Origin of the sequence: Herminiimonas fonticola (assembly GCF_040395855.1) — a bacterium.
In the GTDB taxonomy this organism is placed as follows: Bacteria; Pseudomonadota; Gammaproteobacteria; order Burkholderiales; family Burkholderiaceae_D; genus Oxalicibacterium; species Oxalicibacterium fonticola_A.
On the sequence record NZ_JBEBPO010000048.1, the window covers coordinates 1 to 18,482 of the forward strand.

19 protein-coding genes are annotated in these 18,482 nt (G+C 54.5%); 3 read left to right on the forward strand and 16 right to left on the reverse strand.

Annotated features, from left to right (window positions below):
* The 3 genes from ABWP27_RS07810 to ABWP27_RS07820 all read right to left on the reverse strand — a co-directional run.
* On the reverse strand, positions 1-1,393 hold a 1,393-nt coding region (locus tag ABWP27_RS07810), incomplete at its 3' end, for a UvrD-helicase domain-containing protein (protein ID WP_353155414.1).
* Between the two features lie 112 nt (positions 1,394-1,505).
* A complete protein-coding gene (locus ABWP27_RS07815) occupies positions 1,506-2,879 on the reverse strand; it encodes a TrkH family potassium uptake protein (protein WP_353155416.1) in 1,374 nt (457 codons plus the stop codon).
* Complete coding sequence (locus ABWP27_RS07820; protein WP_353155417.1) at positions 2,876-3,526, reverse strand: potassium channel family protein; 651 nt, start codon at positions 3,524-3,526, stop codon at positions 2,876-2,878. The genes ABWP27_RS07815 and ABWP27_RS07820 overlap by 4 nt, the downstream gene beginning before the upstream one ends.
* A gap of 217 nt (positions 3,527-3,743) precedes the next feature.
* On the opposite strand from ABWP27_RS07820, the gene ABWP27_RS07825 reads away from it, so the two are divergent.
* A complete protein-coding gene (locus ABWP27_RS07825) occupies positions 3,744-4,217 on the forward strand; it encodes an SRPBCC family protein (RefSeq protein WP_353155444.1) in 474 nt (157 codons plus the stop codon).
* 64 nt (positions 4,218-4,281) lie between these two features.
* Here the strand turns inward: ABWP27_RS07825 and ABWP27_RS07830 are convergent, their stop codons facing one another.
* The 12 genes from ABWP27_RS07830 to ABWP27_RS07885 all read right to left on the reverse strand — a co-directional run bounded on the left by ABWP27_RS07830 (position 4,282) and on the right by ABWP27_RS07885 (position 14,892).
* Positions 4,282-4,611 (reverse strand): BON domain-containing protein, encoded by a 330-nt coding sequence (locus ABWP27_RS07830; RefSeq protein ID WP_353155419.1) that lies wholly within the window; start codon positions 4,609-4,611, stop codon positions 4,282-4,284.
* A 271-nt stretch (positions 4,612-4,882) separates the two neighbouring features.
* Complete coding sequence (gene thpD / locus ABWP27_RS07835) at positions 4,883-5,809, reverse strand: ectoine hydroxylase (protein WP_353155421.1); 927 nt, start codon at positions 5,807-5,809, stop codon at positions 4,883-4,885.
* Between the two features lie 4 nt (positions 5,810-5,813).
* Positions 5,814-6,251, reverse strand: a complete 438-nt coding sequence (locus ABWP27_RS07840) for an ectoine synthase (protein ID WP_353155423.1) — start codon at positions 6,249-6,251, stop codon at positions 5,814-5,816.
* On the reverse strand, positions 6,248-7,543 hold the full coding sequence (gene ectB, locus ABWP27_RS07845; RefSeq protein ID WP_353155424.1) for a diaminobutyrate--2-oxoglutarate transaminase: 1,296 nt from the start codon (positions 7,541-7,543) through the stop codon (positions 6,248-6,250). The genes ABWP27_RS07840 and ectB overlap by 4 nt, the downstream gene beginning before the upstream one ends.
* Positions 7,521-8,117, reverse strand: a complete 597-nt coding sequence (gene ectA / locus ABWP27_RS07850) for a diaminobutyrate acetyltransferase (protein ID WP_353155426.1) — start codon at positions 8,115-8,117, stop codon at positions 7,521-7,523. The genes ectB and ectA overlap by 23 nt, the downstream gene beginning before the upstream one ends.
* Before the next feature lie 109 nt (positions 8,118-8,226).
* Complete coding sequence (locus ABWP27_RS07855) at positions 8,227-8,697, reverse strand: MarR family winged helix-turn-helix transcriptional regulator (RefSeq protein WP_353155428.1); 471 nt, start codon at positions 8,695-8,697, stop codon at positions 8,227-8,229.
* Positions 8,698-8,859: 162 nt separating this feature from the next.
* The gene (locus tag ABWP27_RS07860) at positions 8,860-9,321 is read right to left on the reverse strand and encodes a GNAT family N-acetyltransferase (RefSeq protein ID WP_353155429.1); all 462 of its coding nucleotides are present in this window, start codon (positions 9,319-9,321) and stop codon (positions 8,860-8,862) included.
* Complete coding sequence (locus tag ABWP27_RS07865) at positions 9,321-9,728, reverse strand: lysozyme inhibitor LprI family protein (protein WP_353155430.1); 408 nt, start codon at positions 9,726-9,728, stop codon at positions 9,321-9,323. The genes ABWP27_RS07860 and ABWP27_RS07865 overlap by 1 nt, the downstream gene beginning before the upstream one ends.
* Positions 9,725-9,976, reverse strand: coding sequence for a DUF2164 domain-containing protein (locus ABWP27_RS07870; RefSeq protein WP_353155432.1), 252 nt, complete (start codon positions 9,974-9,976; stop codon positions 9,725-9,727). The genes ABWP27_RS07865 and ABWP27_RS07870 overlap by 4 nt, the downstream gene beginning before the upstream one ends.
* Before the next feature lie 27 nt (positions 9,977-10,003).
* Complete coding sequence (locus ABWP27_RS07875) at positions 10,004-12,052, reverse strand: primosomal protein N' (RefSeq protein ID WP_353155434.1); 2,049 nt, start codon at positions 12,050-12,052, stop codon at positions 10,004-10,006.
* A gap of 1,131 nt (positions 12,053-13,183) precedes the next feature.
* The gene (gene hemE, locus ABWP27_RS07880; protein WP_353155435.1) at positions 13,184-14,266 is read right to left on the reverse strand and encodes a uroporphyrinogen decarboxylase; all 1,083 of its coding nucleotides are present in this window, start codon (positions 14,264-14,266) and stop codon (positions 13,184-13,186) included.
* Between the two features lie 116 nt (positions 14,267-14,382).
* Positions 14,383-14,892: a hypothetical protein gene (locus ABWP27_RS07885; protein ID WP_353155437.1), complete on the reverse strand. Its 510-nt coding sequence runs from the start codon at positions 14,890-14,892 to the stop codon at positions 14,383-14,385.
* Positions 14,893-15,044: 152 nt separating this feature from the next.
* On the opposite strand from ABWP27_RS07885, the gene glpD reads away from it, so the two are divergent.
* On the forward strand, positions 15,045-16,535 hold the full coding sequence (gene glpD / locus ABWP27_RS07890; RefSeq protein WP_353155439.1) for a glycerol-3-phosphate dehydrogenase: 1,491 nt from the start codon (positions 15,045-15,047) through the stop codon (positions 16,533-16,535).
* Positions 16,536-16,839: 304 nt separating this feature from the next.
* Here glpD and ABWP27_RS07895 read toward each other — a convergent pair whose 3' ends face one another.
* Positions 16,840-17,208: a cupin domain-containing protein gene (locus ABWP27_RS07895; RefSeq protein ID WP_353155441.1), complete on the reverse strand. Its 369-nt coding sequence runs from the start codon at positions 17,206-17,208 to the stop codon at positions 16,840-16,842.
* 370 nt (positions 17,209-17,578) lie between these two features.
* Here ABWP27_RS07895 and ABWP27_RS07900 point away from each other — a divergent pair, with 370 nt between their 5' ends.
* Entirely contained in the window at positions 17,579-18,160 is a 582-nt protein-coding gene (locus ABWP27_RS07900; RefSeq protein ID WP_353155443.1) for a YajG family lipoprotein, read from the forward strand.
* Positions 18,161-18,482 lie beyond the last annotated feature (322 nt).

Below are 18,482 nucleotides of genomic sequence, written 5' to 3' on the forward strand. Positions count from 1 at the left end.
CACGCAAGGGCGTCAGCTGCCGCTCGGCCAGCTTCGATTCCAGCCCGCCCTTGAATACCGCTTCAAACAACGAACATTGCCATTGCCCGGCAAACGCACCCAGCGTTTCCAGCGTCGATTGACCGACGCCGCGCTTGGGCGTCGTCACTGCACGGATGAATGCCGGATCGTCGTCCTGATTGGCAACCAAACGCAGATAACTGATGATGTCCTTGATCTCGGCTCTATCGAAAAAACTCTGGCCGCCGGAGATCGTGTACGGAATTCTTTCCTTGCGCAGCGCCTGCTCGATCACGCGCGACTGATGATTACCGCGATACAGGATCGCGTAATCGGAAAATTTCGCACGCCGCTCGAAACGATGCGCAGACAGCATGATGGCAATCTGCTCGGCTTCCTGATCGTCGTCCTGCATGCCCATGACCTTGACCGGATCGCCGAGGCCGTGTTCGGACCACAGGGATTTTTCAAACAGCTTGGGATTGTTGCCAATCACCGAGTTGGCGGCTTGCAGGATGCGCGTGCTGGAACGGTAATTCTGTTCCAGCTTGACGACTTTCAGGTCAGGGAAATCGACCTGCAGCTGCTTCAGGTTTTCTATTGTCGCGCCGCGCCAGGCGTAGATCGCCTGATCGTCGTCACCCACCGCCGTGAACATCGGCTTCTTGCCGATGCCGGTGACCAGCAGCTTGACCAGTTCGTACTGGCAGGTATTGGTATCCTGGTATTCATCAACCAGCAGGTAACGCAGCTTGCGCTGCCATTTGTCGCGCACCGCTTCATTGCCGCGAAACAGTTCGACCGGCAGCCGGATCAGATCGTCGAAATCGACCGCCTGATACGCCGACAGCGTGGCGACATAACTGCGATAAATCCGCGCAGCTTGCGCCTCGTCCTCATCCCTGGCCTGATTCAGCGCAGTGTCGGGATCGATCAGGCCGTTTTTCCATAGCGAGATCGCGGTCTGGATGCGGCGCACCAGCTGTTTATCGGTCGTGATGGCCATATCCTGCACCAGCGAAAAACAGTCGTCGCTGTCCATGATGGAGAAACGATCCTTCAGCCCCAGTTCCTTCGCTTCCTGACGCAGGATTTTCACGCCGAGCGAATGGAAGGTGCTGACCGTCAGCTGCTTGGCCTGCTTCGGTTCCTTCAGCAGTTTGGCGATACGCTCCTGCATCTCCAGCGCCGCCTTGTTGGTAAAGGTCAGTGCCGCGACATGCCTGGCTTCGTAGCCGCAATCCTCTATCAGATGCGCAATCTTTTGCGTGATGACGCGCGTCTTGCCCGAGCCGGCACCGGCCAGCACCAGACAGGGGCCATCCATGTACTTGATGGCTTCGCGCTGGGGTGCGTTGAGGCCGTGCGCGGATGAATGGGGAGACGAGGACATCAGAAGAAAAGCAGGAACGGAAAGCAGCCCATTGTATCAGCGCAGGGCCCGCCGCCGGCGTCATTCCGGCAGGCCTTGTCATTTGCACAGCGATGATTGCCGTACAGGCAACTCAGCCGATATTGACGCGCCCTGCCGGATATTCGATCGCCCGACCGCGCGGATTGGCCAGCATGAATGCCAGCGTCAGCGGCCCGACCCGGCCTATCAGCATCAGCACCATCATCATGCATTGGCCGGCAATCGAGAGCCCCGGTGTGACGCCGCGCGACAGGCCGGTGGTCGACACCGCCGAAATGACTTCAAATGCCAGATCGATGAAACGACCGTCTTCCGTCAGCATCAGGACAAAAGTGCCGGTCACGACGCACAGCACCGCGATGAGGGTGATCGCCAGTGCGCGCACGATCATGGCCGTTTCTATGCTGCGGCCCAATACAACCGGCACTTTTTGCTGGCGCAGGAAGGCCCGCGTCGCCACCAGCAGGACAATGAAGGTGGTCAGCTTGATACCGCCGCCGGTAGAACCGCTGCCGGCGCCGATGAACATCAGCATCATGATGAAAAATGCGCTGACTGGCCGCAAGGCGGCCGTATCCATGGTGGTGAAACCGGATGAGCGCGGCGCCACCGCCTGGAACCAGCTGGCCCACAATTTTGCGCCCCAGCCATGCAGGGCCCCCAGCGTATCGGGATTGCCGTATTCCAGCAGCAGCAAGACCAGCATGGCAAGCAGGTTGATGACGACGGTGCCGATCAGCATCAGGCGCGTATTCAGCGTCAGCTCGCGGAAGCGTTTTCTGGCGCGCAGATCGGCAATCACGGCAAAACCGATGCCGCCGGAAATGAATAAAAATGAAATCACCAGATTGATCAGCGGGTTGGCTACATAGTCTGCCAGACTGTTCGATGCCAGACCGAAACCGGCATTGTTGAACGCCGACACGGCATGAAAAAAACTGTAGAACAAACCCTTCGACCAGCCCATTTCCGGCACCCACTGTATGGCCAGCAGCAAGGTGCCCAGCAGTTCCGTCAACACGATAAAGCCGAACAGCACGCGCAGCAGATGCTGCAAGTCGATACTGCCGCTTTGATTGAATGCATCCTGCATCGCGGCACGGTTGCGCAAGGTCAGGCGGCCACTGGTCAAATGAATGATGAGCACGCCGAAGGTCAGCAAACCGATGCCGCCCAGCTGTATCAGACCCAGCACTACCCACTGTCCGAACAGCGTGAAATGACTGCCGACATCGAGCACCGTCAGGCCGGTAATCGTGGCCGCCGAGACGGCCGTGAACAAGGCTTGCATCCACGACGTCGGTGCATGGCTCGCCATCGGCAATTTCAGCAGCACTGCGCCCAGCAGCGACAGGCCGACAAACGACAGGATCAACGCCTGCGGCGGCGTCAGGTGCAGTACGCGCCGTCTGACCTGTCGCTTGACTTGCCGGTACAACAGCGGCGGTTGATACCCGCGCCTCATAACAGGGCCGAAATACCGCGCAGATTGTCGAGCGTTCCCGCCATCACCAATTGATCGCCGGGCCGGAAGATATAGTCGCCCGGCGGTGAAGTCAGCAGTTCACGCTGATGCTTGACCAGCAGCAGCTGCACGCCGCGCTCGCCCAGTTGCAGTGCAGCGACGGCTTGTCCGACCAGTTTCTCCGAGGCCCGCACTTCCACTGTAAACAGATCGTGGCCCATGCTGATGTAATCAACCACTTCCGGATACATCATCGCGTGCGCCAGGCGCAAACCCATTTCATGTTCCGGATGCACGATGTGATCGGCACCCAGTTTGTGCAGGATGCGATGATGATTGTGATTCAGCGCCTTGGCCCACACTTCCGGTTTTGGCATGTTCTTGACGGTCAGCGTCACCAGAATATTGGCTTCCAGATCCTCGCCAATTGCGACCACCACCGCATCGCAATCCTGCACGCCAAGATCGCGCAAGGTATCTTCATTGCGCGCATCGGCCACCACTGCCTGCGTGATGTCATCGGCAATGTCATTGACGTGCGCCGGATCAAGGTCGATGCCAAGCACATCATTGCCCAGCCGGGCCAGTTCGCGCGCGACGGTAGAACCGAAGGCGCCCAATCCGATAACAGTAAAAGTGCGTTTCATGTGCAATGTTTGATGCGCTGTGCAGGCGCAAGCAGGAAAGATGATGGGCCATTAAAACATAATTGAACGCGGCAAATCGCCCAATATCATGCAGAATGTGCGGCAGTTCACGTCCGGTCGTGCAATCTGCACAGTACAATAACAAGCGGAGCCAAATCACTGGGCGCTCTGCGTGACCAGCCGTTCCATCTATCCCTCATTCAAGAAACCGTACGCCATGCAATTCCAGCATCTGATTGAAATCAACGATCCCCTCAATCCACTGATCAATACGCTGACACGCGCCCAGCTGTGGCGCGGACTGGTGCTGCGCGCGGAAGCGCCCAAGCTCTTCGTGCCGTGGCTGGATGAATGCGATTTGGGCGAGCGCAATGGTGCCGTACTGTCGCGTACCCTGCGCTACAACGCACTGCTGATCCATGATCGCGTCACCTTTACGCCGCAGGAAACCGTGCATTATGAAGTGCCGGCCCAGGGCGATATTCCGGCTTCGAGTCTGCGGGTAACAATAGAGGAACCGCAACCGGACGCACTGTTTGTCCGCTTTGCGTACGATAGCGCGCAAAGCGACGACGACATGGATGCCTTCTATAACGAGTTTCGTTGCTCGGCCTATCAGGAAGCCGATATCGACACGATACGCATCATTCGACAGCTGGCAGAAGAAGGACGACTGGAATTGCCGGTGTGAGCATGCGTCATCCACAATAAAAAACGCCGGGCATGCCCGGCGTTTTGTTTTTCATGCGTAAAAATTAATCAACCTTGATTGAATTCTTGACGGATTTGATGCCGGCAGTTTTCTTGGCGATGTCGCCTGCCAGATATTTCTGCCAGTCGTTCTTGGCGGCACCGGACAAGGTCACTGCGCCATCAGTGGTAGCGGCAGCAGTAATTTTTGTGCCGCTCAATTGCGCTTCTTTGCCCAAGGCAGCGGTAACGGCCTTGGTCAAGGCTGCATCTGCAGCCGCTGCTGGCGCAGCTGCTGGTGCGGCAGCTTTCGGAGCTTGCGCTTCCGTCGTTGCACAACCGGCCAGGACTGCGGAAAAAACAACCAGTGCCAAAGCGCTGTGAATCTGTTTCATAGTGTGCTCCTCTATATTTGTTTTGGTATTTATTAGTTTTTGGTACAGCCATAGTGTTGAAAGCCAAAACTGCTTCCGGAATTAGTATAGCCACAGCATTTGCGAAAAGGGGAACAGTTCGCGCTATTTTTTTTGCCGAAATTGACCTTGATCAGCCTCTATCGCCGCTTATGTAGTCTGTCAGCAACACCACTTGTCGACAACCAGGCATTAACCGTCAGCACCGCTCAAAAGAACAGCTGATTGCTGCGTTGCAGCGTACCCATTATCCTCAGGCGAGGATCAGCGCTTGCGGCGCCAGGGCGGCAATTCCTTCCCGCGTGGCGACGAATTCCGGCCGCGGCGCCAGACCGCCTTTCGGTGCCTCCAGTTGATTGGCGACGCTGTTATAGACGAAGAACACATTGCTGCGCGGATAGGGCGTGATGTTGCCGTTGGAGCCGTGCATCGTATTGCAGTCGAAGAAAACCACCGAGCCAGCCTTGCCTGCGCACGACTTGATGCCACCCATGTCGGCCAGATAACGCAACAGAATCTGATCCGGCACGCCGACATCCTGTTTCTTCAATGAAGTCTTGTAATTTTCATCCGGCGTCTCGCCCATGCATGAAACATAGTGATGATGCGAGCCGGGAATCAGCATCAAGGGCCCGTTGCAATCGCTGTTGTCGGTCAACAGTATCGAACAACTCAATGCGCGCATCGCCGGCATGCCGTCTTCGCTATGCCAGGTCTCAAAATCGGAATGCCAGTAAAACTCCTTGCCGGAAAATCCCGGTTTGTAATTGATGCGCGATTGATGAATATAGACTTCGCTGCCGAGAATTTCGCGCGCCACATTCAGCACGCGCGGATCGCGCACCAGATTGGCAAAGATTTCATTCAATCTATGTACATTGAAGATCGACCGCACCTCGCCGCTGCCAGGTTCAGCGATGACTTCCTTGCGACCGGCATGCGTAAATTCCTCGCGCATGCTTTGCATCGCATCGTACAGATAGGCGACTTCTTCCTGATTGAACAGTTCGGGCATCAGCAAGAATCCATTCTGTTCATACGAAGCACGCTGCGCAGTCGTCAAACGCGCATTGCGTTCTTCCTGTCCAGTATGTTCGTAGACGACGGGATCATGGCGCGCGAGTATCGCAGCGCTGTTCTGCGTGCGTGTGGGGTAAGCGTCCTGGGAAAACATCATCATCTCCTTAGGCCTGGGCCGCGCCGGTTTTGGCTTGCCTGGCAACCGCTGCTTTTGCAATTTCCGTCGCGGGAGCGTAAACACCATTCTCATCATGCGTTTCGTCACCCACCAGCGGCGGATTGAAGGTACAGATCAGATGCAGATCAGTCTCTGCGCGCAACCAGTGTTCATCATTCTTGTTGAGTGCATACAGGGTGCCAGGTTCGATGCGGAAGATTTCGCCGGAAGGGATCAATTCAACCGAACCGACGCCTTCGACGCAGTACACGCCTTCCAGGTGATGCTGATACCAGATGCGGGTTTGCGTGCCGGCGTAAATCACCGTGTGATGCATGGAGAAACCCATACCGTCTTCCTGCAGCAACAGACGACGGCTGCACCAGTTTTGCGCCTTGATGTCGCGCGGCGTATCGATAATTTCCTTCAGTGTACGTACGATCATGCTGTCACCTCGGCATTCGATTCGATGCGCGATTTTGTTTGTTCACTGACGGCTTCAGCCACTGCGTGCTCGAGAATATCCAGACCTGCCAGCAGGGTTTCCTGTTCGATTGTCAATGGCATCAACAGTTTGACGACTTCATCTTCACCGCCTGAAGTTTCGATGATCAAGCCGTTCTGGAAGGCGATAGCAGTAATGCGATCGGCCAATGCAGGGTCAGTACAGGCAATCCCCTGCATCATGCCGCGACCACGACGCGTGAGTTTGGCATGCGGATAGCTATCGACCAGCTTGTCGAGAAAGACTTCTATCGTCAGCGCCTTCTTTTGTATCGCGCTCTGGAATTTGTTATCGCTCCAGTAATGTTCCAGCGCCGCTGTCGCAGTGACGAAAGCCATGTTGTTGCCGCGGAAGGTACCGTTATGCTGGCCCGGCTTCCATACATCCAGCTCCGGCTTCATCAACACCAAAGCCATAGGCAGACCGAAACCGGACAATGATTTGGACAGCGTAACGATATCGGGCTTGATGCCGGCCGGCTCAAAGCTGAAGAAGGTACCGGTGCGACCGCAACCGGCTTGAATGTCATCGACGATCAACAGAATTTCGTGGCGCTTGCACAGTTGTTCCAGTTTCTTCAACCAGTTCATGCCGGCGACATTCAAACCACCTTCGCCTTGTACACATTCGACGATGATAGCCGCCGGCAGATCGACACCACTGCTTGGATCGGCAATCAGCTTGTCGAGCATCGCGATCGTGTCGATGTTCATGCCGAAATAGCCGGAATACGGCGCGCGATGCACGTCGGTAAGCGAGACGCCTGCCGCATCGCGGAATTTGCGATTGCCTGTCAGCGCCAGCGAACCCAGCGACACGCCGTGGAAGCCGTTGGTAAACGAGATCACCATCTGGCGACCCGTCACATTCCGTGCAAGCTTGATCGCTGCTTCCACCGCATTGGTACCGGTCGGGCCGGTGAACTGCAATTTGTATTGCATGTTGCGCGGCTTCAGCACATGACTTTCAAACGTTTGCAGGAAATTTTTCTTCGCGCTGGTTGCCATATCCAGACCGTGCACGATGCCGTCTTCTGCCAGGTATTCGACGATAGCCTGCTTCATCACCGGATTGTTGTGGCCGTAGTTCAGGGTGCCGGCGCCGGCCAGAAAATCGATATACGTGTTGCCGCCTTCATCGGTCAGCACAGCATTCTGCGCCTTGGAAAATATGGTTGGGAAAGAACGGATATAACCGCGCACTTCTGATTCAAGTCGATTGAATATACGCATCATGCTTCTCCTGATGGATGGTTGATGGAATGGTTGTAACGACACAATTGGATTGCACGCGAACCGGACTGATTTGATATAACCATTCTTCTTCATGCTGGCCATCGCCGAAATCGACAGCCGTCAGATATGGTTGTGCCTGAATGTCGGCGTGATGACGCCGCGCATAGCTTTTGAATAAATTCTGCGAGCCGATATTGCTCGGGCTGATGGTGGCTGCAATTTGCTGCACGCCGCAGCTGCGTGCACAACGCTCGACCAGATGGTCCAGCATGCGCGAGCCCAGACGCTGACCCTGCATATTCGGCGCTACTGCGACCTGCCAGATAAACAGCGTGCCCGGCTGCGTTGGCGGAACATAGGCGGTAATCGCCCCGATCAGCCTGCCCTTGATCTGCGCCACGACGCTGGTTGCGGCATGGTGTTCGCACAGCAGCAGATAGGCGTAACGGGAGTTCAGATCCAGTGGCGGACAGTGCGCGATCAATTCATGCAGATCGGCACCGTCACGGCGTTCCGGCAGGCGCAACACGATTTGATTGCTTGCTGCGGATGCACGTACTCGTACGTTCATGCGTTCTCCTTTTTGCGAAAAAAGCGATCCCTGCAGCCATCTCGGCTGCGGTGTCGCTTATCGATAAAAAGGGAATCAGGTTTGCGCAGGAACGATCAACGTTCTGCTTCTACGCAGGTTCGGCAGGTATTTTTGCTTCGAGCAGGGAGGCGAATTGTTCCAGCGTAACGACCAGCGCCTGACGATCGGTTTCCGGCAACGCACCGAGTGCGCTACCGAAGCCGTTGGGCAATGCCGACGGCGCATTGGCAAGAACCAGCTGGCCCGCCACTGTCACTGCGACAAAGACATTGCGCCTGTCACGCGTATCGCGCTCACGCTTTACCAGACCTTTTTCTTCCAGCCGGTCAACAATGCCGACCACAGTGCTTGGACTGAGCTGGATCGCACGCCCGATGGATTTGAGCGTACTCGGTCCCATTTCCGCAATTGCAAGAAGCGCCACGAGTTGCGGCGATGTGATGTTGTGTGTAACGGCTAAACGCTTTGAATGGTGCTCTACACATTGCGCAATGCGACGAACGCTTTGCAAAATGCGAATCGAATCATTTACGGCAACAAGTTTGGTGATGTCATTCATGACCGCGAGTTTAGCGACATCTTTTCATTCTGTCGCGCCGCATCACAACAAGCTCACATTTTCCTGTTTTTGATATCCCGGTTGCTTGATTAACGAGCAATCATTGTATGCGCCACATAGATTGATGTCAAATGATTCGTATACGAATAATGTTCTGTCGAATTATTTTCTGAGCATGTCTATGTGTGGAATACCGTCTTCCAGGTAGCTATCCGAAGCCTTGGCAAAACCAAATTCGCCGTAAAAACGTTCCAGATGCCACTGCGCAGAAATCCGCATCGCGTTGCCGGGAAAATGCTGCTCGGCACGTCGTATGCCTTCCATCATCAGCTCCCGGCCCAGACCCATGCCGCGCGCGGATTGCACTGTCAGCACACGACCGAGTACCGTTTCCGGATATTTGACACCAGGTGCAAAGCAGCGCAGATAGGCCAGCAACTGATGCGAACCGCCATCATTGCTCCACCCAAGCAGGTGATACGCATGCTGATCCTCGCCGTCGATATCGGCGTACAGGCACTGCTGTTCCAGCACGAATACCTGCTGCCGCGCCGCCAGCACCGCATACAATGCGGCGCTATCGAGTTCATGCAGGGCAAGCCACTGCCAGTTGAGCGTAGCCATTATTTTGCGCAAGCCTCCATGCCGCAAGTCTGCGTTTTCAAATCTTCGGTGCGGCGAGCCGTGTGTTTTTGCAGGCAGGAAAAATGCTGCAGAGGCCAGATCGAGCCGGATTCCTCACGTGGCCCGGTTTCCGCCAGACAATCCTTGTCGCGAAAAACCAGCCACGCACGTTGCGCATCGCGCAAACGCTGCTTGTCGCCAGTCTCCTGCAAGACTTTCATGTTTTGCCTGTATTGCCGGTTCAATGCCTGATCGGCGAGATCGTAACGATGACGCGCGCACATATTCATCGCCAACTGCGTTTTGTCGCAATCTTTCAGCGCCGCTTGCATGACGGCCTGATCTTGCGCAATCGCAGCCCCGCTGGCAGCAAGCAAGGCACACGCGATGAAATGACGGGCTTTCATTTTTTATTCCAGTATCCGAATTCCGCTTCGTAGCAACTGACATCCAGTTCCGCGACTTTCTCCTGCAACACGGACTGCGCATCGACAATCGCCTGATTGTAAATGCTGGGGCCCAGTTCCTTCACGCAAAAATCCAGCAGCAACCTGGCTTTCAATTCGCCTATGCCTTCATCCATGTTAGCGGTGAAGTAGCGCTGGATGGAGCCGATCAGGCGCTCTTCGGTTTCCGGATTCAGTTTGATGGTCATGATGAGAAAAAACGTCTGTTGATTTGTTTAGATATCGACCGGATCGACTTCCAGCGACCAGCGCACGCGCGATTTCATCTCGCGCAAGGTTGCGATCCAGACCTTCAGGAATGCCTGCAGGGCCGGCCGCGATGCGCATTCAACCAGCAACTGCGCACGGTCGACATTGGCGACGCGCGTCATCGTCATCGGTATCGGATCGTTCATCGTGATGCCGCCATGCTCCACGCAGGCTATGGCCTGATGCAGGAAATCCAGCGCAATCTTGAGTTCCCTTGCCTCGGCACGCAGCAAGGCCTGATACATGAAAGGCGGAAAGCATGCCTGCTGCCGCTCTTCCAGCAACTCGCTGGCGAAGGTATCGTAATCGTGGGTGCGTACTGCAGCGAATAAAGGATGTTGCGGATAGCGCGTCTGTATCAACACTTCGCTCACGCTGCCGCCTTCTTTCTGCGCGACGCGACCGGCACGACCGGCGACCTGCATCAATTGCGCAAACAGTCTTTCGCTGGCGCGATAATCGTGCGAGAACAAGGCGGTATCCGGATTCAGCACGCCGACCAGCGTCAGATTCTGGAAGTCGTGTCCCTTGGCCACCATCTGCGTGCCGATCAGGATATCGACTTCGCCGCGATGTACGGTGTCGAACGCTTCCTGCGCACTACCCTTGCGCCGCGTCGAATCGGCATCGATGCGCAAAATGCGCGCTTCCGGAAATATCTGCTGCAGATTTTCTTCCACCCGCTGCGTACCGCGTCCCAGCGGCTGGATATCCACGTTGCCGCAATCCGGACAGAATCGCGGGATGCGCTGTTCATAGCCGCAATGATGGCAGCGCAAACGCTTATCAAGTTTGTGCAACACCAGAAACGCACTGCAACGCGTGCAGTTGCTGATCCAGCCGCAGGAATCGCAGGCGATTACCGGCGCATAACCGCGCCGATTGAGGAACAGCAGCGATTGTTCACCACGTTCCATGCGCAACTTCAAGGCGGCGATCAGCGTCTCGCTGATGCCTTCCGTCATTTTTTCACGCGGCGCCTTGCGCTCCAGATCGATCAAGCCAACCTTGGGCAAGACTGCATCCTTGACGGCGCGCTCACGCAATTCCAGTTTGCGGTAGCGACCGGATTGCGCGTGATGCCAGGTTTCCAGCGACGGCGTGGCGGAACCCAGCACGATCGGAATACTTAATTGATGCGCACGCCACACTGCCAGATCGCGTGCCGAATAACGCAAACCTTCCTGCTGCTTGTACGACGGATCGTGCTCTTCATCGACGATGATCAGCTTCAAATGCGGCAGCGAAGACAGGATCGCGAGCCGCGTGCCTAAAACAATGCGTGCCCGGCCCAGATGCGCGGCCAGCCAGTGCGTCATCCGCTCGCCTTCAGCCAGACCGCTATGCAGGGTCGCAATTGCAACATCGGGAAAGCGCGCCCGCACATTGGCTTCCAGTTGCGGCGTCAGATTGATCTCCGGCACCAGAATCAGGATTTGCGCCGGATTGTGTTCATCGATGCTGTGCGCAAGAATTTGCGCCGCCGCCTGCAAATAGACTTCCGTTTTGCCGCTGCCGGTCACGCCATATAACAAGGTCGGCGCAAAACCGCTCGCACCGGCAATCGCATCGGCCGCTTGCTGCTGTGCTGAATTCAGTTCCGGCATGGCAATCGGCGTCGCGTCATGCACGGCGTCCACCTTGCCCAGCTTCTTGATTGCCTTGTCCAGCGAGGTGGTTTTCAGTGCGCGCAGATTCTTGGGCAAACCGGGGATTGCCACTTCGCCCAAAGGCCGCTGGTAATAGTCGGCAGCAAAGACGCACAACGCGATCCATTCAGCCGACAGCGGCGCCAATTGCGTGCGCACTGCAATCGCCTGCTTCAGCTTGTCCAGTGGCACTTCACTCGTTTCATGCACGGCCACAATCAGACCGACCACCTCGCGCCGGCCGAAAGGCACCAGCACCAACTGGCCGGCCAGAGGCCGAATCACACCATCCTCGACTACCCAAACATAGTCAAAGCAGAAATCAAGCGGTGTGTCGAGTGCGACTTTGAGGATGCAATGTTCCACAGAGTTAATGTGATACCTGAGGAAGTGAGCTAACTACCCGTTTCATAAGCGCTTTTTTATCTATCCACAGCGATTGTGGATAACTTTGTGGATAAGGACCTCTTGACAGCCGGAGAGGCCAGTATTTATGCGGGTTCCAATAGATTGCCTAAAACCAAAGCACAAATTTAATCGTTTTAAATCAATAGCTTACAAATACAAGAATTTTGTGATTAATAAAATCTTTAAATAATTGATGCTGCTGCGCACAAGTCGATTTTTGTGCATAAGTTTTTGCCGATTGCCCATGAACTGTCAATAAGCGCCATTTTTGTGCCTGGCCGTGCAAGCATGTGGCGCAAATAGCTTTTTCAAAATGACAAGGTTAAAACGCAAATTTTATTGCATCCGCACAAGGACTTGAGCCTGCGCAGAAGAAAATTTGCTAAACCCCGGTTTAATAAAGCTTTTCCCAGCTATCCACAATGCCTGTGGATAACTTTGTGGATAAACCCGCCCGGAGCACAGCCATTCTGGCTCACAGCTGAGATGTCAGTAATCGCACACTTTTGCACTAAAAAATAAAGTATTTAAAATCATATACTTAATGCGATATCGTTGATGACAACCCAAAACAGGGATAGCAATTATTCTCGTTGAGCTCGCCCGCCATTTTGTGAATAAGCTAGCATGCTTCATGGTGGCAAGACATTGCTTCCCTGCACTTACTTAAGGCGTTCTGTTTGCACAGAGCAAGAAATTCATCGGACGAAGTAGCGCACACAAAGCTAATGTGAAGTATCAACAAATGCGCTAACTCCACGTTTCTTAAGCTCTTTTTTTTCTATCCACAAATTATGTGGATAACTTTGTGGATAAGCCATCCAATTGGCAGCCAACCCTAGATTTCATGCGGGTTTCAATAAAATGCCAAAACAAAAAGCAAATTATTTATTCATTAAAATCAATCACTTACAAATCCCACTTTGTTAAGGAGTGTTAAGAGCAAGATAAAATGACCAAGCGCTGATCGATAGCCTCTTCTGTGCATAAGATGTATCGCGCTGCGCCAAAACCGACCGTTTTTCATGCAATTTCGGGAGCCATCGCCTGATGAGCGTGCAAGCTTGTCCACACTTGCAAAAGCTGCCCTTATTCGTGCAGAGGCCGGCTGAATTCGTGCACCGCATCAACCAGCACCGAGACCGCTTCCGGCGGCGTGAATTGTGAAATACCATGACCGAGATTAAAGACATGACCGGAACCCGGTGTGTGCTTGCCAAACGAGGTCAGGACTTTTTCGACTTCGGCGCGTATCTGTTCCGGTTGCGCGAACAGGATGCTCGGATCAAGGTTGCCTTGCAACGCAACGCGCTCACCAACCTTGGCGCGCGCAGCGCCCAGGTTCACGGTCCAGTCCAGGCCCACCGCATCGGCGCCGATATCGGCGATTTCCTTCAGCCACAAACCGCCGCCCTTCGTAAACACGATGCTCGGAATCCGCACACCGTCTTTTTCCGTCTTTACGTGCTTCATGACTTCGCGCATGTAATGCAAGGAGAACTGTTGATAAATGCCGTCGGCCAACGCCCCGCCCCAGGTATCAAACATCATCACGGCTTGTGCGCCGGCATCGATTTGCGCGTTCAGGTAAGCCGCAACGGTGATCGCATTGGTTTGCAGGATGTGATGCATCAGATCCGGACGGTTGTACAACATCGCCTTGACGGTGCGGAAATCGTCGGAGCCGCCGCCTTCCACCATGTAGCAGGCCAGTGTCCACGGGCTGCCGGAAAAACCGATCAAAGGCACGCGGCCTTTCAGTTCGGTGCGAATTTGCGTGACTGCATCAAACACATATTGCAGCGAATCCAGTTCCGGCACCTTCAGCGCCTGCACTGCTTTTTCATCGCGCAATGGGCGCTCGAACTTCGGCCCTTCGCCTTCGATGAAGTACAAGCCCAAACCCATTGCATCCGGCACCGTCAGGATGTCGGAAAACAGAATTGCCGCGTCCAGATCGTAGCGATCCAGCGGTTGCAGCGTCACTTCGGTCGCGTAATCAGGATTTTTAGCCAGACCGAGGAAGGAACCTGCGCGTGCACGGGTGGCACGATATTCAGGCAGATAACGGCCGGCCTGGCGCATCATCCACATAGGCGTGTATTCGGTTGGCTGGCGCAGCAATGCGCGTAGAAAGGTGTCGTTCTTGAGCGGAGCAAATGGTGTAGGCATCAGGCTGGTATCTCGATAAATCACGGCATTGAAATGAGCCGCTATTATCGCCTAAAGAGGGAGACTATCGAACCTTCGATGCCAGTCTGTCATCAAATCGCGTGCCGATTCCCCGCTTATTCGCGATGACCGATGTTGAGCAGCTTGTCTGCGCGCTCCTCTTCGGCAATGGCGCGAATGTAGCTGGCAAAGTCTTCATCTTCGCCGCGCAGCAATTGCGGCAGCAGATAATAGAAATCCTCGCGGCGACACCATTCACGCATGTAATCGTCCCAGGAATGCCAGCGCCGCAAAGCCACACCGCGCATATCCGACACATACGACACGATGTAGGCGCGCTCGAACAGGGCAATCAGCATCTCGAAAATAATCAGCGCCCGCTCCTTCTGCTCATCATTCAGGTCATTGCGTGAAAGTGCGCTGCGCAATTGCAGATCGGGATTGTCCAGCACGATTTTCAGGAAGTCGTTGTACGCATCCTGCAGCAACTGATACGCCTCTTCATCTTCAGCATCGCGCTCCTTGCGCTGCTCGAACAGAAACAGGAAGATCGCGAACGGCAAGGCCAGCGCCGTCACAACATAGCTGGCCAGTTCCCAGAATCCGGTATCGAAAAGAAAGCTCATGGTTGCGCAGGAAGGAAGAAGATAGGCCAGTGTACCGCGAGCACGCCGCAAATATCGCTCTGACAGCGCAGCACGCATGGCTGCCATCAGCGGATTCACCGCTTACAATAGTTGAACGCTGCATCAGGGCAGACTATCAAGGCAGACTAACGATGCATCAGCAACTCCATTGCGACATCCTCATCGTAGGCGGCGGCATCAACGGCGCCGGCATTGCACGCGACGCCGCCGGGCGCGGCCTGTCCGTCGTGCTGTGCGAAAAGGACGACCTCGCCTCGCATACCTCCTCCGCTTCCACCAAGCTGATCCACGGCGGCCTGCGCTATCTGGAGCAATACGATTTTGGCCTCGTGCGCAAGGCGCTGATCGAACGCGAAATCCTGCTGCGTTCGGCGCCGCACATCATCCGCCCGCTGCGTTTCGTCATGCCGCACGACAAAGGCCAGCGGCCGGCATGGATGATACGGGCCGGCATGTTCATCTACGACCATCTGGCCAGGCGCGAACTGTTGCCCGGCTCGCAGGGAATAGATCTGCGCAGGCATGCAGTCGGCACACCATTGAAGAGCATTTTTACCAAAGGCTTTGTTTATTCCGACGGCTGGGTCGACGATGCCCGCCTGGTCGTGCTGAATGCAATCGCTGCCAGAGAAAACGGCGCGACCATACTCACACGCACAGCCTGCTCCGCCGTCAAACGCACCAGCGACCACTGGAACGCGACGCTGCGCAATGCCGACAATGAAACCATAGAAGTAAACGCCAAACTGCTGGTCAACGCCACCGGCCCGTGGGCGGCGGAATTCCTGCACGATACCGTGCACGGACGCGCCGGCAAAAAACTGCGCCTGATCAAGGGCAGCCATATCGTCGTCAAAAAACTGTTCGACCATCCCTACGCCTACATCTTCCAGCACCCCGACGGCCGCATCGTCTTCGCGATTCCGTATGAACACGACTACACACTGATCGGCACCACCGACATCGACTATCACGGCGACACCGACAGGGTCGCCATCGATGCGGAAGAAATCGATTACCTGTGTGCGCTGGCAAATCGCTACTTCACTCAAGCAATCACGCCCGCCGATGTCGTCTGGTCCTATTCCGGCGTGCGTCCGCTGGTAGAAGATGAAAAGGAAGACGAGAGTGAAAGCGCATCCGAAGTGACACGCGATTACAAGCTCGCGTTCGATACCGATGCCGCACCACTACTCTCCGTCTTCGGCGGCAAGATCACCACCTTCCGCAAACTGGCTGAAGAGGCCGTCGATCTGATTGCACCGGCGCTAGGCAACCATCATGGCGCATGGACGGCAGATGCCTGTCTGCCGGGCGGTGATATTTTTGGCGCCAAACCGAACAAGCGTGCAGTACTTGAATTTGATCAGTTCGTGCGTGAAATGCAGCAGCAATATGCATGGCTACCGCCTGCGCTGGTTGAACGCTATGCGCGTGCATATGGAACGCGCATCAAGTTGATGCTGGCCGATCGATTCAGCCTTGCAGATATGGGAGAGGAAATTGCGCCGGGATTGTTTGCTGTCGAAGTGGCGTATTTGCAGCGCTATGAATGGGCTACTTGTGATGAAGATATTTTGTGGCGGCGCTCGAAGCTGGGATTACATTCAGTTCGAGTCTAGTACAAGGTCAGGCATGGCTAAAAGCAGGCACCATCGCGGTATCTGCTTATGCCGGCAGATGTAATAACGCTTCCTGACTTGCGCTCACCCTGGCTTCTTTTCCCTCTACACGAATTTCACTTCTCCGCAAATGCAGGCATCGTTTAGTGAACCCGTTTTCACAATCAAGTAACTTTGTTCGCATCGCCTTCCCACATGCATATCGCGCACTAGTAGTAGCATCCTGTTTCAGGAACACGGCTTCATGCTCACTGGCGCTGTCGTGCGAACATAAGGTTTATCTGGCAACTCCACAAGAACTGTCTTATTGAGGTTTGGCGTATTTTGCGACGCCTGTTACATCGAACAACACGCAACGCTGGTTACCGACTACCCAGGCATCATGCCCGGGCGGCATATAAAAAACGTCGCCCGCCCCATACTCCATCTCAGCCCCATCATTCATCTTCACGACCATCCGCCCTTCCAGAATGAGGCCTGTATGCGTGGCCTGGCAAGAATCTGTTCCTGCTATCGGCTTCACATGCAGGCTCCAGCGCCAACCGGGCTCAAACTCGCCACGGCCCATTGTATGGTTGCCGAGTGTAAAGACAGCTAACTTGCCTTTGTCTTCCTTGAATAAGCGAACCTCATCCGGCTTGTTTAAAGATTTTTTCTCTAACGTTGTACTCATCGCATGATCCTCCAAAAAGTGGTGGGTGATACAGCGTTAAATATAGGTCGATGCATGGCGAGTGCAATTGGTATTTGCATGGATGTACGGACGTGCAACATCTCTGCGCATCCACTCCGTCGGAAACGCCACCGGGCCGCTAAAGTTATGACGATCGAAATGCGAATTGAATTTATTGGCGAGCGATCAGAACGGTCGAAGAAAGTTTTCCCAAATTAATTAATTGCTTTTCGTACACGCCATTGTTAGCATTGCCATTCTGTCAATTTGGCAGACTCGGAGAAGTCTCAAAGAAAACCAGTAAAACTTCTTCCGCTGGCACCATCAGGGAATTTCATTCACTTTTAAAACGATAAAAACAGGGGCTTTCATGAATCGTGTTGTCGTGCTGTGTGCACTGTGTCTTGCTTTAACCGGTTGTGCATTTACTCCTCAAGGCATTACCTTGGCTCCCAAGGTAGACGTCGCTCCCTCGGAAATTGGCAAGAATAAAGAGCTTCCTCTGAATGTTGTCGATGAACGTGCGAAGAAAACTCTTGGCACCGTCGGTGCACGCAATATCGGCGCCGACATCACGATCAACGGCGACATCGTCGTATCTGTTCAAAAAGCGCTCAGCGAAGGCTTGTCGCGCATGAACTTCAAGCCGACTACAGAGCGAAACGGCGCAAAGAATGAGCTGCGCGTCGAAATTCGCAATCTGGATTACACCGTCATTGTTGGTTTCTGGGCCGGTACACTGCGTGTAGATGCCGCACTCAAAGGAATTTGCTTGCGCGACGGTCTTCGTCCTTATGAAAAACTGCATCATGGTGAATTCGTTGAAAGCGTCCAGGTTGTGCAAAGCCAGGAAGCGAACACTGAATACATTAACAAGGCACTTTCAACAGCAGTCAACGCGCTGCTTTCCGATAAGGAACTCATTGCGTGTCTGGCCGGACAAACCAAATAATTTCTTCATCAAACGAACGATATAAAAAACGGGCTATCAGGCCCGTTTTTTATATCCGGTAAATTTATTACCCCCGCATTTCTACCAACCGGTCTTGCTCATAAACAGGTAACTGGCTGCTCTTTACAACGCCGTTGCTTAACTTCAGACAGCCTCAACTCGGCACACTCTCAGTCAGATCACCGCAGAAAATCGAAGAAAAATCGTAATTTATCTTTGACAGTAAAAAACCGCGGACAAATGCGGCCCGCGGTTTTATTGGCTGCTGTCAGGCCGCTTTATGTTCCAGTACCTGAACGTTGTCCCCGGCTACATCAATCGC

Bases quoted from the DNA above. Each gene is read 5' to 3' on its own strand.
- hemE (WP_353155435.1), bottom strand. From the start codon at position 14,266: ATGCCTACACCATTTGCTCCGCTCAAGAACGACACCTTTCTACGCGCA.
- ABWP27_RS07885 (WP_353155437.1), bottom strand. From the start codon at position 14,892: ATGAGCTTTCTTTTCGATACCGGATTCTGGGAACTGGCCAGCTATGTT.
- ABWP27_RS07830 (WP_353155419.1), bottom strand. From the start codon at position 4,611: ATGAAACAGATTCACAGCGCTTTGGCACTGGTTGTTTTTTCCGCAGTC.
- thpD (WP_353155421.1), bottom strand. From the start codon at position 5,809: ATGATGATGTTTTCCCAGGACGCTTACCCCACACGCACGCAGAACAGC.
- ABWP27_RS07825 (WP_353155444.1), top strand. From the start codon at position 3,744: ATGCAATTCCAGCATCTGATTGAAATCAACGATCCCCTCAATCCACTG.
- glpD (WP_353155439.1), top strand. From the start codon at position 15,045: ATGCATCAGCAACTCCATTGCGACATCCTCATCGTAGGCGGCGGCATC.
- ABWP27_RS07855 (WP_353155428.1), bottom strand. From the start codon at position 8,697: ATGAATGACATCACCAAACTTGTTGCCGTAAATGATTCGATTCGCATT.
- ABWP27_RS07895 (WP_353155441.1), bottom strand. From the start codon at position 17,208: ATGAGTACAACGTTAGAGAAAAAATCTTTAAACAAGCCGGATGAGGTT.
- ABWP27_RS07815 (WP_353155416.1), bottom strand. From the start codon at position 2,879: ATGAGGCGCGGGTATCAACCGCCGCTGTTGTACCGGCAAGTCAAGCGA.
- ABWP27_RS07860 (WP_353155429.1), bottom strand. From the start codon at position 9,321: ATGGCTACGCTCAACTGGCAGTGGCTTGCCCTGCATGAACTCGATAGC.
- ectB (WP_353155424.1), bottom strand. From the start codon at position 7,543: ATGCGTATATTCAATCGACTTGAATCAGAAGTGCGCGGTTATATCCGT.
- ectA (WP_353155426.1), bottom strand. From the start codon at position 8,117: ATGAACGTACGAGTACGTGCATCCGCAGCAAGCAATCAAATCGTGTTG.
- ABWP27_RS07820 (WP_353155417.1), bottom strand. From the start codon at position 3,526: ATGAAACGCACTTTTACTGTTATCGGATTGGGCGCCTTCGGTTCTACC.
- ABWP27_RS07900 (WP_353155443.1), top strand. From the start codon at position 17,579: ATGAATCGTGTTGTCGTGCTGTGTGCACTGTGTCTTGCTTTAACCGGT.
- ABWP27_RS07870 (WP_353155432.1), bottom strand. From the start codon at position 9,976: ATGACCATCAAACTGAATCCGGAAACCGAAGAGCGCCTGATCGGCTCC.
- ABWP27_RS07840 (WP_353155423.1), bottom strand. From the start codon at position 6,251: ATGATCGTACGTACACTGAAGGAAATTATCGATACGCCGCGCGACATC.
- ABWP27_RS07865 (WP_353155430.1), bottom strand. From the start codon at position 9,728: ATGAAAGCCCGTCATTTCATCGCGTGTGCCTTGCTTGCTGCCAGCGGG.